At 57.1% G+C, this 18,370-nt stretch carries 1 protein-coding gene; it reads left to right on the top strand.

From position 1 onward, the window contains the following. The first annotated feature begins 22 nt into the window (after positions 1-22). Positions 23-18,307, top strand: a complete 18,285-nt coding sequence (locus SH528x_RS12650; protein ID WP_442510879.1) for a VCBS domain-containing protein — start codon at positions 23-25, stop codon at positions 18,305-18,307. The last annotated feature ends 63 nt before the right edge of the window (positions 18,308-18,370 follow it).

Below are 18,370 nucleotides of genomic sequence, written 5' to 3'. Positions count from 1 at the left end.
GAAATGCCATGGATTGAAACCGATGCCTCGCGAATTCGACTTTTACCCTCTCGAAGAACGCATCTTGCTTAGTGGCGAGGGCGTCGATGGTCTCGATGGGTCGATGGACATTGATCTCGATCTCGAGGCGGCGCTTTTGAGTCAGATGTCCGAGGCTGACGGGGAAGCGACCGGCGATGTCACCACACCAGCTACACAGCCGCTGCCCACCGACCACGATGTGATCGACATCGCCACCGTGGATGTGGCCGAAGCGGTGGTTTTGGATCCCGCACTACCGATCGAAGTCATCTTTGTCGATTCGGGTGTGGAAGATGCAGAGACGTTACTCGCGAATCTCCGCGACGGATCAGCAGATCAAACCCAGTGGCTGATCGTCCGTTTGCAGGCCGACCAAGACGGAATTCTGCAAATCACCGAGACGCTTCGCAATTTGACCAGCGTTGATGCGATTCATTTACTCAGTCACAGTGACGGCGAGGGCATCCAGCTTGGCAACACGCGATTGGATCTCGATGCGGCACCGAAGTACGCGGGCGACATCGCGACATGGGGCAATTCGCTTGACTCTGGCGCCGACCTGTTGATTTACGGCAGCAATCTGGCGAGTACGGCGGATGGCCGCACACTGATCGACTCACTCGCCGCGTTATGTGATTGCGACGTCGCGGCGAGTGTGGATACTACCGGAAGCTCGTTGCTAGGCGGCGATTGGGATTTAGAGTACTCGATCGGAAACATCGAAACGCAAATCGCCTTCTCTTCTGACGTGTACGCCGACTGGCATCACGTGCTCGATTCACCAACAGGTATCGGTTCCAATCTGGCCAGTGAAACAGGGGCTAACCCGCTCCGGCACGAAATCGTATTCGTCGACACGGCGACTCAAGGCTACCAACAACTCGTTGACGACTTGCTCGCCAATCAAGATGGGACTCGGTATTTCGATGTCGTCTTATTGGATCAGTCTCGCGATGGCATCGAGCAGATCAGCGAAACGTTGAGAGGCCAATCCAACGTGGACGCCGTCCACATTGTTTCTCACGGAGCCGATGGAGCGGTCAGGCTCGGCGACACCTGGCTCACCACCGACAATCTCGCCGACTATGAGGACCAGCTGAGCGATTGGGCGAGCGCTTTTTCGGAAGATGGCGACCTGTTGCTCTACGGCTGCGACTTGGCCGCGAGTCCTGGGGGGATTCAGCTGGTTGACCAGCTGAGCGTTTTAACCGGAACCGATATTGCTGCCAGTACGAACCTCACCGGTTATGCGTCTTTTGGTGGTGATTGGCAGTTGGAATACGAAGCCGGTCAGATTGAAACACTTGTTTTCGCCAGTTCCGACTTACAGGAGCAGTGGGTCGGGCTGATGAGCGTTGCGATCGACGCGACTTCAACAGGCACGAGCACCGGCGGGAACTTTTCCATCTCACACACGACGTCGGGCACCGATCGCTTGATGCTTGTCGGCGTCTCTTTGAATAAGGGGGTTGGCAACGCAGTCACCTCGGTCACCTACAACGGCAGTAATCTCACGCTCGAAGGCACACAATCCAATGGCGATGCGGTCGTCTATATCTGGTCGATGGTGAATCCCAGCCTGGGAACCCATAGCGTCAACATCACCCTCAACGGCACGACAGATGGCAATACGGCCGGCGTAATGACGTTTACAGGGGTCGATCAATCGACACCGCTGGGCGCGTTTGCTTCGGGGGCGGGGGCGTCCGGCGGCACTGGCTCGGTCACGGTGTCATCAGCTCCTGGTGACCTAGTGTTTGCAGCGATCGCGGTGGATGACGCGGTGGACTACAACTTGGTTCCCGGCGCGGGTCAAACCGAACACTGGGACCTTCTCGGGGGCGGTGACATCAACGGCGGCGGGAGCACCGAAGCGGGTGCGACCTCGGTAGTCATGGACTGGGCTTGGTCCGGAAGCGACAACTGGGCAGCCGGCGGGATCTCCATTCATGAAGCCGTCAATACCGCGCCCACGCTTGATGCCTCGCAGAGCCCCGCGTTTGATCCGATCACCGAAGACGCGGGGGTTCCGTCGGGAGCGGTCGGAACCTTGATATCCGATTTGGTCGACTTTGCCTCCCCGAGCGGTCAGGTTGACAACGTCACCGACCCCGACTCCGACGCAGAGCTCGGTATTGCCGTCACGGGAACCAATTCCGCCAACGGGACTTGGTACTACACAACCGACAATGGTTCCAGTTGGATTGCTGTCGGAACTCGCTCGGACACAAGCGCCCTGCTATTAGAGGCCGACGCCAACACGCGGCTCTATTTCCAACCCAATGCGAATTACAACGGCACCATCGCCGATGCCATCACGTTCCGAGCTTGGGATCAAACCAGTGGTAGCAACGGATCGCTCGCGGATACGACGAGCGGCGGATCGGCGGCAAATGACACATTCACCGCAGCTTCCAATATTGCTATCACCGCCCATACGCCAGACAGCGGGACGGGGTGGACCGAAATTTATGACACAAGCAGTGCCACGACCGATGCAACCATCGACGCATCGTCAGACACTGTTCACGGCGGGTCCGATCAAAACGACGTGGGGCAGGCTTACACACTCGGTCCCGCTCCCACCGGAGCCGATCAGGCGATTAGTTTCACGCTGTCGGCCATTGACACCTCCAATGGCACCAAGCCCGTCGGCGTATTCGGGCGACTGGTGGACAATGACAATTTCTACTACTTGCAGATCCTGCCCAATACTCATGCCGAAGACAGCCTTCAACTTTCGAAGCTTGTGGGAGGCGTTCGGACGGTTTTGGCAAGCATCGATCTGACGATCTCCGCTTCCGATACCTTCAAGTTAGAAATCACCGACGGCGCCAAGAAGATCTACCGCAACGGCGTGGAAGTCCTCAGTTCGGCGGACAACACGCTGACCGCCAGCGGCACATGGGGAATGTATTTCGGTGATTTCAACGGAGTCTCGGGCGGTGGCCATCTTCGCCCCACGTGGGGCATCGACAACTTCTTGGCCGAAAATCTTTCCGCCCCGACCGCATTCTCGACCGCAACGGACACGGCATCGCTTGTCGTTACCGCAGTCCCCGATGCACCCATTGCGGTGGACGACCATCACGGGATTTCATTCGATGGGATCGATGATTATGTCAACTTGGGAAGTGACACGGATCTTGAATTTAGCAACACGATGACGATGGAAGTGTGGGCTCGTCCGACGGCCTATCCTGCTGCATCAAGCATCCTGCTGAACAAGGAAGGTGAATATGAAATCGGGATCTCATCGACCGGCAGCCTGATGTGGGCCTTCGCCAACACCGACCCCAGTTGGAGCTGGCATGACACAGGTCATGTTTTACAACTGAACCAGTGGGCTCACGTCTCGGTCACCTATGACAATGGGACCATCAATACCTACGTCAACGGAAATAATATCGAGACGTATTATGGCTCGGGTGCGATTGGCGATGCGCACTCGGACAAGGATGACCTGCGAGTGGGTGGCCGAGAGAACAATCCGGCGGGAAACTACTTCACCGGCGAAATCGACGACGTTCGTGTCTGGAGCACCGTTCGCACTCAAACGGAAATCCAAAACAACCTCGACACGACGCTAACCGGTACCGAAACAGGCCTAGCGGGCTACTGGAATTTCAATGAAGGTTCCGGTGTCGACGCTTACGACTTGACCGGCAACTCCGCCAAAGGCACGCTGACCGGCGGCCCCACCTGGACCGGCTTTTCCACCGATCAGAACACAGCGATTAACATTGCAGCGAGCAGTGGCGTTCTGCGCAATGATGTTGACGGTGACGGTGACACTCTGACCGTCAGCCAGGTGCAGGGCTCGGCTGCGAACGTCGGTAGCCCCATCGTGATCGGATCGGGTGCCGTCGTCACCGTCAATGCCGATGGCAGTTTTGACTACGATCCCAACGGCGCGTTTGATTATCTTGCTGCCGGCGAGACTGGGACCGACACGTTTAGTTACACCGTCAGCGACGGCAACGGAGGCACGGACACTGCGACGGTAACTGTCACCATCACCGGGTCCGATGATGCCCCGACGATTGTTGCGGTCTCGGATTTGGATGACGCCGGAAATGAGCTGATCGATTTCGAAGGTGGCGACGATACGATCACGCTATCGGGATTGCCCGTGAACACCGCCGCAGGAACCGATGTCACGGTCGAATTCTGGATGAACTGGGATGGCGTCGATAACGTGATGCCGTTTGGATTCGGGAATTACGACCTGTGGCTCAATGGTGGCTACTTTGGATTCAATACTGCCAGCGCTGATCTTTATGGAATGAGTAGTGCCGGATTAGCGACAGGTTGGCACCACGTATCGGCCGTTTTCCGCAACGGCGATGTTACCGGCAGTCGGTTAATCATTGATGGTGTCGAACAAACACTCTCTCAGCTTTTAGGCACGCCGAGCAATGGGAACGCGGTCGCGACCTCCACCGCCCTGATTTCGGGATGGGGGGACAACGTTGCCTACAAGTTTGATGGTCAGATTGACCAGGTCCGAATTTGGAACGGCGGGCGAAGCGAGACCTCCGTTCGCGCAGACATGTTCAATGAACTGTCGGGACCCCAGACGGGATTGGTCGCGTCGTACTCGTTTACCGGAGCCACCACGGGTGCGGGCGGTGTGATCGATGACAGCGGCAACGGTCACCACGGCACGATGGGCGGGATGACTGCTGCGAACGTGATCACTGGCAGCGGTTTCTCGAATCTTGGCGATCAAACCGTCAACGAAGATGATCTTGTTACGCTCGAGGTCTCGGCGTTTGATCCTGAGAACACTGCGTTGACTTACACGTGGACTCAAACCTCCGGTCCCGCCGTCACGCTGAGCGACGCGAATGCCGAAAAGCCAACGTTCACCGCTCTGGAACAAGTAAGTGATTACCAAGTCGTTTTCACCGTAGACGCTTCCGACGGAACAAACACCACAACCGAAACGGTCACGATCACCGTTAACGCAGTCAACGACGATCCGACCAACCCAGGCGGATTGCCAACTGATATCGCGGTGACCGAGGACGTCAGCAGTAACGTCGATCTGTCGCAGATGAACCTTAGTGATGTTGATCATAACGGCGGTAATCTGACAGTGACCTTGACCACGTCAACGGGCGGAAACTTGACGGCTGCAACCAGCGGCGGTGTGACGGTACTCGGCAGTGGCAGCGGTACGCTGACATTGACGGGGACCCTGGCAAATCTGAACGCCTACATTGATACCGCCAGCAACATCAAGTACCTGCATACAACCGCGAATTTGAATGGCGGCAACGTCGACACGATCAACGTCAATGTCAACGACAACGGCAATTCCGGCAGCGGAGGTGGTACGGATATCAATCTGGGTACGGTCAACGTCGACATCAACGCCGTCAACGATACACCGACCGTCAACGGACCCGGCAGTGCTTTGTCGGCTACCGAACAAGTGGGACTCGCAATTCAGGGAACGGGCTTCACGGTCACTGACGTCGATGCGGCTAGCGGCACGATGACGGCCACGATCAATGTCGGTGTAGGCGCAATCACGGTTGCGGCCGGCGACTCGGGCGTTTCGATCAGCGGCGGCAATGGCACCGGAACCGTCACGATCACTGGCACGCTTAGCCAACTTGATAACTTGCTGACCGGGACGAGCACGGGGACGATCACCTATTTAAACAGCAGTGACACCCCGAGCGCATCGACCACGATCACGGTCACGGTGAATGATGGCGGCAACACCGGTGCCGATCCGGGACTGACCGCAGACGGTACGAGCGAAGAGGATTCGGCGAGCCAGACGATCAACATCACTGCGACCAACGACGCGCCGACAAACACGGTGCCTGGAACACGGACCGTCGCCGAAGAAACGACCACTGCGATCAGCGGTGTTTCGATCAGCGATGTCGATGCTGCAAGCGGCAATCTGACCACACGACTGCAGGTCACCGCCGGGGTCTTGAACATCACGCTGTCGGGCAGCGCCACGATCAGTGCCGGGACCAACGGCAGCGCCGATTTGACGATTCAAGGTACCGTGACGGACATCAATGCCACATTGGCGTCGTTGTCTTACACGGGGAACACAAATGTGGTGGGAACCGCCGCCGATACGTTAACCGTCACCACCAATGACGGAGGCAATACCGGTTCCGGTGGCGCCCAACAAGACGTCGACACTGTTCAAATCGATATTACGCCCGTCAACGACACGCCCGTGGTCAACGGACCAGGCAGTGCATTGTCGGCGACCGAACAAGTCGGATTGGCAATCCATGGCACTGGGTTCACCGTTTCCGATGTCGATGCGGCTAGCGGAACAATGACGGCCACGATCAATGTCGGTGTAGGGGCGATCACGGTAGCCGCAGGGGACTCGGGCGTTTCGATCAGCGGTGGCAATGGCACCGGAACGGTCACGATCACCGGCACGCTGAGCCAAATCGACAACTTGCTAACCGGCGCCGGCACCGGCACAATCACCTATCTGAATAGCAGCGACACCCCAAGTGCATCGACCACGATCACGGTCACGGTCAACGACGGTGGCAACACCGGTACCGATCCGGGACTGACCGCTGACGGCACGAGCGAAGAGGATTCGGCGAGTCAGACGATCAACATCACGGCGACCAACGACGCGCCGACAAACACGGTGCCTGGAACACGGACGGTCGCCGAAGAAACGGCAACCGCGATTAGCGGCGTTTCGATCGGCGATGTCGATGCAGCAAGCAGCAATCTGACCACGCGACTGCAGGTCACCGCCGGGGTATTGAGCATCACGCTGTCGGGCAGCGCCACGATCAGTGCCGGGACCAACGGCAGCGGTGATTTGACGATCCAAGGCACCGTGACGGATATCAATGCAACGTTGGCGTCGTTGTCTTACACTGGCAACGCAAATGTGGTCGGAACCGGGGCCGATACGTTATCCGTCACCACGAATGACGGAGGCAACACCGGTACCGGAGGCGCCCAACAAGACGTCGACACGGTTCAAATCGATATTACGCCCGTCAACGACACGCCGGTGGTCAATGGACCGGGCGGTGCTTTGTCAGCGACCGAGCAAGTCGGACTGGCGATTCATGGCATTGGATTCACCGTCACCGATGTCGATGCGGCCAGCGGTACGATGACAGCCACGATCAATGTCGGCGAAGGGGCGATCACGGTTGCGGCCGGCGACTCGGGCGTTTCGATCAGCGGCGGCAATGGCACCGGGACCGTCACGATCACTGGCACGCTCAGCCAACTTGATAACTTGCTGACCGGGGCGAGCACCGGCACGATCACGTATTTAAACAGTAGTGACACACCGAGTGCATCGACCACGATCACGGTCACGGTGAACGATGGCGGAAACACCGGTGCCGATCCGGGACTGACCGCGGACGGTACGAGCGAAGAGGATTCGGCGAGCCAGACGATCAACATCACTGCGACTAACGACGATCCGACAAATCCAGGCGGATTGCCGAGCGATATCGCGGTCACCGAAGATGTCAGCGGCAACGTGGATCTATCGCAAATCAATTTGAATGATGTCGATCATGGCGGTGGCAATTTGACCGTCACGTTGACGACTGCAACCGGCGGCAATTTGTCGGCCAGCAGTGGCGGTGGAGTGACGATTGGTGGCAGCGGTAGCGGAATTCTGACGCTGACCGGGACGCTCGCGAACCTGAACACCTATCTCAACACCGCCAGCAACATTCAATACCTGCACGCAACGGCGAACTTCAGTGGTGACAACGCAGACTCGATCGTGGTCAATGTCAACGACAACGGCAACACTGGATCGGGCGGTGGCACCGATATCACTCTCGGCACGGTAAACGTGGATATCACCGCCGTTAACGATGCACCCGTGCTTGATAACTCGGGCACCGTGATCCTGTCCACAATCACGAAGTACCAGACCGATAACGACGGTCAGTCGGTCGCTTCGATCATCGCCAGCGCGGGTGGCGACCGCGTCGCCGATCCTGATGCAGGCGACAGCGAGGGGATCGCGATTACGTCGCTGTCCAGCGGCAACGGAACCTGGCAATATTCCACCGATGGTGGAGGTTCTTGGAATGCGATTGGTACGGTGACGAATTCATCTGCATTGCTGCTTCGTGATACCGACCTGGTTCGATTCGTTCCCAATCCGGCTAACGGGACGACCGCCAGCTTCACGTTCCGTGCCTGGGACCAAACCAGCGGCACCGAGGGCACCAAGGTCAATGTTTCGGTCAACGGCGACGCGACCGCGTTCAGTACCGCGAGCGAAACCGCGAGTATTACGGTCGTGGATGTCAATGCGGCGCCGGTACTCGATAACAGCAAGGCACCGGCGCTGGATGCAACAAACGAAGACGCTGGTGTTCCCTCGGGGACCGTGGGAACGTTGGTGTCATCGCTGGTCGATTTCTCAAGTCCAGCGGGCCAAGTGGACAACGTCAGCGATACGGACAGCGGTGCTGCGTTGGGGATTGCGATCACGGCGGTCGATACCACCAATGGCACTTGGTTCTACTCAATCGACAACGGCAGCAACTGGAACGCACTGGGTGCCGTTAGCAATTCGAACGCGCAGTTGTTTTCCGCCGATGCTAACACGCGGCTCTATTTCCAGCCCAACGCGAACTATCATGGAACCCTCGCCAATGCGATAACCTTCCGAGCTTGGGATCAGACCAGTGGTAGCAATGGCGGGTTTGCCGACACGAGCAGTACGTCGGGCACGTATTTAGACACATTTAGCGCCGTGTCGTACAGCAATAACAATGGTTCGCTTTCATGGTCAACCGATTGGATCGAAAACGACAGCGGCGGTGGCGGTGCGTCGGGAGGTAAGTATTTCATTACCGGCGGCTTGCTGAACGTTGGTGAATCAAGTGCAACGAAATACATCTATCGCGAGGCCAACTTAAGCTCAGCGACCACTGCGACGTTTTCCTTTGATCTGACCACCAACAACCTGGGAGGGGGCGGAGCGATTCATGCTCAAGTCTCGTCCAATGGCGGCAGCACCTGGACCACGCTGTTAGCAATCACAGCGGGAACGGGCACCGGAACAAAAAGTTTTGACATCTCGTCGTACACCGCGTCGAACACACAAATCCGTTTCTACGACAACAACGGCGGTGGAAAAGAAATCCTGGTTGACAATGTCCAAATTGCGGTAACGACTTCGCTGTCCGGCGGAACCACCGCATTTTCATCTAGCACTGACACCGCAAGTTTGACGATCAATCCGGTCGCCGATACTCCATCAGTAACCGGCGCGACCACGAACGAAGACACGCAATCAAGCAGCGGGTTGGTGATTACGCGGAATGCGGCTGATGGTGCCGAGGTGACTTACTACAAGATCACCGGTATCACCAGCGGCACGCTGTACAAGAATGACGGCGTGACGCAGATCACCAACGGTTCGTTCATTACCGTGGCCGAAGGTACCGCCGGGCTGAAGTTCACTCCTGATGCTGATTTCAACGGCACCGGCAACTTTACGATCCAGTCCTCGACATCTAACAACGATACGGGACTGGGAGGCAGTACGACGGTTGCCAATGTGACTGTGGATCCGGTCAATGATGCACCAGTCATTACCGGTGGACCGGATTCGCTTGGTCTGACCGAAACCGATGCCGGCCTGACGGGCAGCGGCTCGTTCACCGTCAGTGACGTGGACACGACTGACAACGTCACAGCTGCCGTTGATTCGGTTACCGTTGGCGGCACAGGATCGGGCAGCGTGCCCGTCGGCTTGGACAATAGCACACTGAAAAGTTTTCTGTCCGTCACGCCCACCGCCATTCTCGATGGAACCGAGAACAGCGCCACCCTCGCCTGGAACTTTAACAGCGGTAGTGAAGCGTTCAACTTCCTGGCTACCGGCGAAACCTTGATCCTGACCTATACCGTCAGTGCCACCGATGATGACGGCACGCCGCTCAGTGATACTGAGACGGTTACCGTGACAATCACAGGAACAAACGATGCGCCGGTGATTACCGGCGGTCCTGATACGCTCGGCCTAACGGAAACCAATGCTGGATTGACGGGCAGTGGTGCGCTCACTGTAACGGATCAAGACACTTCCGACTTGGTCACTGCGGCCGTGGAGTCGGTTGGGATCAGTGGAACCGGAAGCGGGAGCGTACCGGGAAGTTTGACGAATACGACATTAAAAGGTTTCCTGTCGGTCACTCCGACTGCGATTCTTGATGGCAACGAAACCACCAACACGTTGACCTGGAACTTCAACAGCGGAAGCGAGGCATTTGACTTTTTGGCCAGTGGCGAAACCTTGGTCCTGACCTACACGGTCAGCGCGACAGACGACGATGGCACACCGCTCAGTGACACTGAAACAATTACGGTTACGATCACAGGCACCAACGATCAACCGACGATTACTGTCGTTGATGTCGCCGGTGCGGTCATCGAAGACGCATCCACGCCGAACCTAACCGACAGCGGCAGCGTTACCTTTGCGGAAGCCGACGCGACAGACTTGATCAACTCATCGGTTGCATTGAGTGGCACGACGACCACCGGACCTACGATTCCTGCCGGACTGGCGACGGCGTTGGCTTCGAGTGTCAGCATCTCGCAGACCGGGACCAACGACGGTTCGATCGCTTGGGATTTTTCGGTCGACAATAGTTTGGTGCAGTACCTTGCTGATGGCGAAACGATCACGGCGACTTACACGATCACCGTGACCGACGACAGCGGAACCGGCAACAACACGACGACTCAAGATGTCATCGTGACGATCACTGGTAGGAATGATCAGCCAACGATTACCGTTGTTGATGTCACGGGCGTAGTAACCGAAGACGCGACGACGCCGAACCTGACTGACAGCGGAAGCGTGACTTTTGCGGAAGTCGACGACACCGATCTGCTCAATTCGTCCGTCGCATTAAGCGGCATGACGACCACTGGACCTGCGATTCCATCTGGGCTGGCGACGGCATTGGCATCGAGTGTCAGCATCACGCAAACTGGTACCAACGATGGATCGATCGCCTGGGATTTCTCGGTCGACAACAGTTTGGTGCAGTACCTGGCCGATGGCGAAACCATTACGGCGACCTACACGATCACCGTGACCGATGACAGCGGGACGGGCAACAACACGACCACACAAGACGTCACCGTGACGATCACGGGGACTAATGATCAACCGACCATTACCGTCGTTGACGTCACGGGCGGTGTGACGGAAGATGCGACAACGCCGAACCTGACCGATAGTGGAAGCGTGACTTTTGCCGAAGTCGACGAGTCCGACCTGATCAACTCGTCGGTCGCATTGAGTGGAACGACGACCACGGGACCTACGATTCCTGCTGTGCTAGCAACCGCACTGGCCTCCAGTGTCAGTCTCACGCAAACTGGCACTAACGACGGTTCGATCGCCTGGGATTTTTCGGTCGACAACAGCTTAGTGCAGTACCTCGCCGATGGCGAAACGATCACAGCGACCTACACAATCACCGTGACCGACGACAGCGGAACCGGCAACAATACGACCACTCAAGACGTCACCGTCACGATTACGGGAACCAATGACCAACCAACGATTACCGTGGTTGATGTCACTGGCGCGGTCACTGAAGACGCGACGACACCGAATTTGACCGACAGTGGCAGCGTGACCTTCGCCGAAGTCGACGATACTGACTTGCTCAACTCGTCGGTCGCACTGAGTGGCACGACGACCACGGGACCTACGATTCCATCTGGGTTAGCAACGGCTTTGGCTTCCAGCGTCAGCATCACTCAAACCGGAACCAACGATGGTTCAATCGCCTGGGATTTCTCGGTCGACAACAGTTTGGTGCAGTACCTGGCCGATGGCGAAACGATCACGGCGACCTACACCATCACCGTGACCGACGATAGCGGAGCCGGCAACAACGCCACGACACAAGACGTCGTCGTCACAATCACGGGAACCAATGATCAACCGACCATTACCGTGGTAGATGTCACTGGCGCCGTGACTGAAGATGCGACCACACCGAACCTGACCGACAGCGGATCCGTGACATTTGCCGAAGTGGACGAGTCCGATCTGCTCAATTCAACCGTCGCATTGAGCGGCACGTCGAGCACAGGACCTACGATTCCATCGGGACTGGCGACGGCATTGGCATCCAGCGTCAGTCTCACGCAAACTGGCACTAACGACGGCTCGATCACCTGGGACTTCTCGGTTGACAACAGTTTGGTGCAGTACCTGGCTGATGGCGAAACCATCACGGCAACCTACACGATCACGGTGACCGATGACAGCGGGACGGGCAACAACACGACCACACAAGACGTCACCGTGACGATCACGGGAACCAATGATCAGCCGACTATTACCGTGGTCGATGTCACTGGCGCGGTCACTGAAGACGCGACGACGCCGAACCTGACGGACAGCGGCAGCGTCACCTTTGCCGAAGTCGACGACACGGACTTGCTCAATTCGTCCGTCGCATTAAGCGGCACCACGACTACCGGACCTGCCATTCCGTCGGGATTGGCGACCGCGTTGGCATCCAGTGTCAGTATCACGCAGACCGGGACCAATGACGGATCGATCGCTTGGGATTTCTCGGTCGACAATAGTCTGGTGCAGTACCTTGCCGATGGCGAAACGATCACGGCGACCTACACGATCACCGTGAGCGACGACAGCGGCACCGGCAACAACACGACCACGCAAGACGTTACCGTCACGATCACCGGTTCGAATGATCAGCCAACGATTACCGTTGTTGATGTCACAGGCGCTGTGACTGAAGATGCGACGACGCCGAATCTGACTGACAGCGGAAGCGTGACTTTTGCGGAAGTCGACGACACCGATCTGCTCAATTCGTCCGTCGCATTAAGCGGCACGACGACCACTGGACCTGCGATTCCGTCGGGATTGGCGACGGCTTTGGCCTCCAGTGTCAATCTCACACAAACCGGAACCAACGATGGTTCAATCGCCTGGGATTTCTCGGTCGACAACAGTTTGGTGCAGTACCTTGCCGATGGGGAAACCATCACAGCGACCTACACAATCACCGTGACCGACGACAGTGGCACCGGCAATAACACGACGACACAAGACGTCACCGTAACGATCACTGGTACCAATGATCAACCGACGATCACCGTCGTGGATGTCACTGGCGACGTGACCGAGGACGCCACGACTCCGAACCTGACGGACAGCGGATCGGTCACCTTCGCAGAAGTCGACGAGACGGACTTGCTTAATTCGTCCGTTGCACTGAGTGGAACGACGACCACGGGACCTACGATTCCATCTGGGTTAGCAACGGCTTTGGCTTCCAGCGTCAGCATCACTCAAACCGGAACCAACGATGGTTCAATCGCCTGGGATTTCTCGGTCGACAACAGTTTGGTGCAGTACCTCGCTGACGGCGAAACGATCACAGCGACTTACACGATCACCGTGAGCGACGATAGCGGCACCGGCAATAACTCGACGACTCAAGACGTCACCGTGACGATCACCGGAACGAATGATCAGCCGACCATTACTGTCGTGGATGCCACTGGCGCAGTGACGGAAGATGCGACGACACCGAATTTGACCGACAGTGGCAGCGTGACCTTTGCCGAAGTCGACGATACTGACTTACTCAACTCGTCGGTCGCATTGAGTGGAACGACGACCACCGGACCTACGATTCCGACTGGGCTGGCGACCGCGTTGGCATCCAGCGTCAGTATCACGCAAACCGGCACCAACGACGGTTCGATCGCTTGGGATTTCTCGGTCGACAATAGTTTGGTGCAGTACCTCGCCGATGGCGAAACCATCACCGCAACCTACACGATCACCGTGACCGACGACAGCGGAACCGGTAACAACACAACGACACAAGACGTAGTCGTCACAATCACGGGAACCAATGATCAGCCGACGATTACCGTGGTCGATGTCACTGGCGCGGTCACTGAAGACGCGACAACACCGAATCTGACTGACAGCGGATCGGTGACCTTCGCGGAAGTCGACGATACCGACCTGCTCAATTCGTCCGTCGCATTAAGCGGCACAACAACTACTGGCCCAGCCATTCCGTCTGGACTGGCGACCGCACTGGCATCCAGTGTCAGTCTCACGCAGACCGGAACCAACGACGGTTCGATCGCCTGGGATTTCTCGGTCGACAATAGTTTGGTGCAGTACTTGGCTGATGGGGAAACCATCACGGCGACCTACACGATCACCGTGACCGATGACAGCGGCACCGGCAATAACACAACGACTCAAGACGTCACCGTTACGATTACGGGTACTAATGATCAGCCGACGATCACCGTCGTTGATGTCACTGGCGCCGTAACCGAAGACGCCACGACACCAAATCTGACTGATAGCGGATCGGTCACTTTTGCCGAAGTCGACGATACTGACTTACTCAACTCGTCCGTCGCATTGAGCGGCACGACGACCACGGGCCCTGCCATTCCGTCTGGACTGGCGACCGCGTTGGCTTCCAGTGTCAGTCTCACCCAAACCGGAACCAACGATGGCTCGATCGCCTGGGATTTCTCGGTTGACAACAGCTTGGTGCAGTACCTGGCCGATGGGGAAACAATCACTGCGACCTACACAATCACCGTGACCGACGACAGCGGGACGGGCAACAACACGACCACACAAGACGTCACCGTCACGATTACGGGTACTAATGATCAGCCGACGATCACCGTCGTTGATGTCACTGGTGCCGTGACCGAAGACGCGTCTACCCCCAACCTGACCGACAGCGGATCGGTGACCTTCGCGGAAGTCGACGACACCGACCTACTCAACTCGTCCGTCGCATTGAGCGGCACGACGACCACTGGACCAGCGATCCCATCGGGATTGGCGACCGCTTTGGCTTCCAGCGTCAGCATCACTCAAACCGGAACCAACGATGGTTCAATCGCCTGGGATTTCTCGGTCGACAACAGTTTGGTGCAGTACCTGGCCGATGGCGAAACAATCACAGCGACCTACACAATCACCGTGACCGACGACAGTGGCACCGGCAATAACACGACGACTCAAGATGTCACCGTGACGATCACTGGCACCAATGATCAGCCGACCATTACCGTGGTGGATGTCACTGGTGCCGTGACCGAAGATGCCACGACGCCGAATCTGACCGACAGCGGATCGGTGACTTTTGCCGAAGTCGATGATACTGACTTGCTCAATTCGTCCGTCGCACTGAGCGGGACCACGACCACGGGACCAGCCATTCCGTCAGGACTGGCTACCGCGTTGGCATCGAGTGTCAGTATCACGCAAACTGGCACTAACGATGGCTCGATCGCCTGGGATTTTTCGGTCGACAATAGTCTTGTGCAGTATCTGGCCGATGGCGAAACGATCACAGCGACCTACACGATTACCGTGAGCGACGACAGCGGAACCGGCAACAATACGACCACCCAAGATGTCACCGTGACGATCACGGGAACCAATGACCAGCCGACCATTACCGTCGTTGATGTCACTGGTGCCGTGACCGAAGATGCGACGACACCGAATCTGACCGACAGCGGATCGGTCACCTTCGCCGAAGTCGACGATACTGACTTGCTTAACTCGTCCGTGGCACTGAGTGGAACGACAACCACTGGCCCAGCCATTCCGTCGGGACTGGCTACCGCGTTGGCATCGAGTGTCAGCATCACTCAGACTGGTACGAACGATGGTTCGATTGCCTGGGATTTCTCGGTTGACAATAGTTTGGTGCAGTACCTTGCCGATGGAGAAACGATCACGGCGACCTACACGATCACCGTGACCGATGACAGCGGCACCGGCAATAACACGACCACTCAAGACGTCACCGTTACGATCACCGGAACCAATGATCAGCCGACGATTACCGTGGTTGACGTCACTGGCGATGTGACCGAAGACGCTACAACGCCGAATCTTACCGACAGCGGATCGGTGACTTTTGCTGAAGTCGAAGACACTGATACAATTAACTCGAGCGTCGCATTGAGTGGGACCACGACCACCGGACCAGCGATCCCGCCTGGGCTGGCAACCGCTTTGGCATCGAGTGTCAGCATCACGCAGACTGGCAGCAACGACGGTTCGATCGCTTGGGACTTCTCACTCGACAACAGTTTGGTGCAGTACCTGGCGGATGGCGAAACGATCACGGCGACCTACACGATCACCGTGACCGACGACAGCGGCACCGGCAACAACACGACCACACAAGACGTCACGGTTACGATCACGGGAACGAATGACGCGCCTGTCGCTGGGGTGGACACGGCGACGGCCACGGAAGCTGGAGGCATCAGCAATTCCACTTCGGGTGTCGATCCAACCGGTAACGTCCTGGCCAATGACACCGACGTCGACACAATCGACTCGAAATCGGTCAGTGGTGTGGTGGCGGGTAACGCCGCGAATGCTGCTGGCTCCGTCGGCGCGAGCGTGGCTGGTTTGTACGGTAGCGTGACGATCCAAAGCGACGGCAACTACGTCTACAACGTGGATAACGGCAATTCGTCAGTGGAGGCACTTCGTACGTCCGCCGACACTCTCGAAGACGTTTTCACCTATACCATGGTCGACAGCGAAGGAGCTTCGTCTACCCAACAGATCACGATCACGATCCAAGGCGTGAACGACGCTCCGAACGATCTGACGGCGACAGGAATGACGATTGATGAAAACCTAGCTAATGGACAGGTCGTCGGAACGGTCTCGCCGAGCGATGTCGATTCGGGAGACACTGCGTCATATCGATTGACGGATGACGCCAGCGGTCGGTTCGATATTGACAGTTCCGGAAACATCGTGGTGTTGGATTCCAGCAGACTCGACTACGAAACCGACACGCAACACGATATCACTGTCGAAGTGACCGATACGGCGGGCGGAACGTACTTGGAAACATTCACCATTACGATCAACGATGTGGATGAATATGACGTCGTGGCGTTGGGTGATTCGGATGCTGCCGCGAATCAGGTCGACGAGAATGCCAGTGGTGGCGTCTACGTTGGAATTACTGTTTGGGCCGTCGACGCCGACGCGAGCAACAGCACGATCACACATATCCTGGTGGACGATGCGGGTGGACGTTTCGAGATCGACGCTAACACAGGCCAGATCGTAACCGCGTCAACCGCACCATTGAACTACGAAGTCGATACGTCGCATGACGTCACTGTACGAAGTGTCTCGGCGGACGGCAGCGAAGTGTTCCAAACCTACACTATTGATATTCTTGATATCAACGAGGCCTCCGTTGCTGTAGACGACTCCTATAGCACCATTTCTGGACAATCGATTTCATTGACGACGCCTGATCCGATCGCCAACGACACCGATCCCGACGGCGATTCATTGAATCTCGTTCTCGTCACAGGTCCATCCAATGGGACGTTGTCGATCGATGTCAACGGAGTGATCACTTACACTCCAGCCGCTGGTTTTTTCGGCGTCGATTCGTTCACCTATCGCAGCGATGACGGGAGTATGCTGAGCGATAACGTCGCAACCGTGTCGATTAATGTTCAAGCCGGTGCGGGATCTGGCGGTGGCTCGGGCAGCGGTGGATCGGGGGACAGCGGCTCCGGTGACAGCGGATCTGGCGATGACAACGGCGATACGAGCGGCGGTGGAGACACGTCCGGCGGTGACTCCGGCGACGGAGACAGTAGCGATGGCGATGCTGGATCGACGACGGGGGCGGTCCCCCTCGTTCCGGCAAACGTCACCACACCAAACCAGAACGACGATGCATCCAACGAGAAAGGACAATCCAAACAGACCACCGCTTCGGTTAGTCGCGATTCGACAATCCAAATGACGGACGGAAACCAAGAAGATTCGGATCACGGCGTCGATTCTCGAGGGTTTTCATGGGGCGGCGCGTCGAATATGCACATGAAACGTGGCAGTAGCCAGATGTCCCAAATGCTCGACCAACTACTCATCGTCGATTTGGTTCAAGCTATCCAGTGGACCCAGTGGAACAACGCGGACGGAGGACCGTCGGATGATTCGTCGTTCTTCGGAGTCGGCGAGATTGGCGGACTCGGTGTCGGTGCCGGCCTTGCCTCAGTCGGCTACGTATTGTGGGCGCTTCGTGGCGGTGTTCTGCTGACGACCATCTTCGGCAGCATGCCTGCTTGGCGAATGATCGATCCGTCGGCACTGCTAACCGTCTATCGTGACGCCAAGGGCGTTCGCAAATCCAAAGCCGATGTAACGACGTTCTTGGATTAAGCAACTAGGTATTCATTGCTTACGTCGTACCACGGTTGATCCAATCATGACGGTCGTCGCGGA

Origin of the sequence: Novipirellula methanifontis, assembly GCF_052161655.1 — a bacterium.
Taxonomy (GTDB): Bacteria; Planctomycetota; Planctomycetia; order Pirellulales; family Pirellulaceae; genus Novipirellula.
The sequence above is the reverse complement of the archived record's forward strand: the minus strand, read 5'-3'. Positions and strand labels throughout refer to the sequence as shown.

What these genes read in the sequence shown, in the direction of transcription:
- SH528x_RS12650 (WP_442510879.1), top strand. Translation starts at nt 23, where the DNA reads ATGCCTCGCGAATTCGACTTTTACCCTCTCGAAGAACGCATCTTGCTT.